We start from the raw sequence: 1,776 nt of genomic DNA on the forward strand, positions 1-1,776 counted from the left end.
GGCCAGGTTCAGATGTACCTCCTCGCACAGCCGGCGCTCCGAGCGGATGCCGAAGCAATAGCCGACGATCAGCATGCGGATCAGCAGCTCAGGGTCGATCGAGGGACGGCCGATCGGGCTGTAGAAGGGCGCCAGATGCTGGCGGATGGCGGACAGGTCGACGAAGTGGTCGATCGCTCTGAGCAGGTGATCCGCCGGCACATGCCGCTCCAGGCTGAAGCCGTAGAACAGCTCCTCCTGCATCACACTTTGCTCGCCCATCATCGACTCAATCTCCTCTTACGACGAAGATTGAATCAGATGGGATATTCGGCTTGAGCCCCATCTTCGACGGTGATGGACGGAGGTGCTGCGCTCCGAGCTGATGATAGAACGTGGTCTGCAGCTACAGCCACAAGCATCAGGAAAGGAAACGCAGCATGAAGCATTATGCCGGATTGGATATCTCGGTAAAAGAGACCGCCGTTTGCATTGTCGATGAAACTGGCAAGATCTGCCGCGAGGTCAAGGTGGTCAGCCACCCCGACGACCTCACCGCGGTTCTGAAAGGTCCCGCCTTGCGCATCGAGCGGATCGGGCTCGAGGCCGGACCGTTGTCGCAATGGCTGTTCGAAGGCCTGGCCAAGGCCGGTTTGCCGGCAATCTGCATCGAGACCCGACACACCAAGGCATTCCTCAAGGCGCGGCCGAACAAGACGGATCGCAATGATGCGCGCGGCATCGCACAGATGATGCGCGTCAACCTGTTCCGCCCGGTGCATGTCAAGACGCTGACGAGCCAGAAGCGCCGCGCGCTGCTGACGGCGCGCAAGCTGCTGCAGGAAAAGGCCCTCGCCATCGAGAACGACCTGCGCGGCCTGTTGCGCAATTTTGGGCTCAAGGTTGGCGTCGTCGGGACCGTCAAGTTTGAGGATCGGATTCGCGAGCTCGTCGAAGGACGCTGTGAACTGGCCGAAATTGTCACGCCGCTGCTGGAGGCGCGCTGCAAGCTGCGAGAACAGTTTACAGTTCTACATCGCAGACTTCTGAGAATCGTGCGGGACGATGAGGTCTGTCGGCGCTTGATGACGATCTCCGGCGTTGGTCCTGTGGTGGCGCTGGCTTATACCGCGACGATCGACATTCCACAGCGATTCAGAAACTCCAAAACGGTGGGGTTCATCCTGGGACTGACGCCGGTGCTCAACCAATCAGGTGAAAGTCACCGCGTCGGTCGCGTCTCGCTGTGCGGCGACGGGATGATGCGCACCTTGCTCTACGAAGCCGCCCAAGTGATGCTAACGCGCGTCAAGAAGTGGTCATGGCTGAAGGCGTGGGCGATGAATGTCGCCAAGCGGTGCGGTCTGCGAAAAGCGATCGTGGCACTCGCCCGCCGGCTGGCGGTCATCATGCACCGCATGTGGGTGGACGGCACCGAATTCCGCTGGACGCGGGAGGCCTCGCCAGCCGCTATCTGACCGGGAAGGCCGTAAGGAGAGAGACAAGTTCCGCCACCGGCGGAAGCACGTCCTTCGCGGGACGATGGATGAGGCGAGTTCGTTGAAGCACTCGGACCGGTCGCTCACTGCAGCCGATCAGGCCGCGAATCAGATTGTGCCGCTTCATTCTCCTGATCCCATGCTGGGAGGGCTAAAGCCGATCCCGTAGAGAAGCGAGGCCCCGCGAAAGACGTCAAACGCCGGAGAAGCCGCAAGCTCGAAAGCGCTTGACCTCAACATGCCGAATAGAGAAGTGCTTCAGGACTGCTGCAACCCGGACTTTTTCAACACTATCGGT

Annotated in this window: 2 protein-coding genes; one reads left to right on the forward strand and one right to left on the reverse strand. The window is 60.4% G+C overall.

The genetic code is table 11. The annotated features are described in order from the left end of the window. A partial coding sequence (locus tag NKH28_RS34235) for a transposase (protein ID WP_352981455.1) occupies window positions 1-264 on the reverse strand: 264 nt, incomplete at its 3' end. Between the two features lie 155 nt (window positions 265-419). On the opposite strand from NKH28_RS34235, the gene NKH28_RS34240 reads away from it, so the two are divergent. Beyond that, window positions 420-1,457 (forward strand): IS110 family RNA-guided transposase, encoded by a 1,038-nt coding sequence (locus NKH28_RS34240; RefSeq protein WP_352502670.1) that lies wholly within the window; start codon window positions 420-422, stop codon window positions 1,455-1,457. Window positions 1,458-1,776: the final 319 nt, after the last annotated feature.

Source organism: Mesorhizobium sp. M1227, assembly GCF_040318315.1.
Taxonomy (GTDB): Bacteria; Pseudomonadota; Alphaproteobacteria; order Rhizobiales; family Rhizobiaceae; genus Mesorhizobium.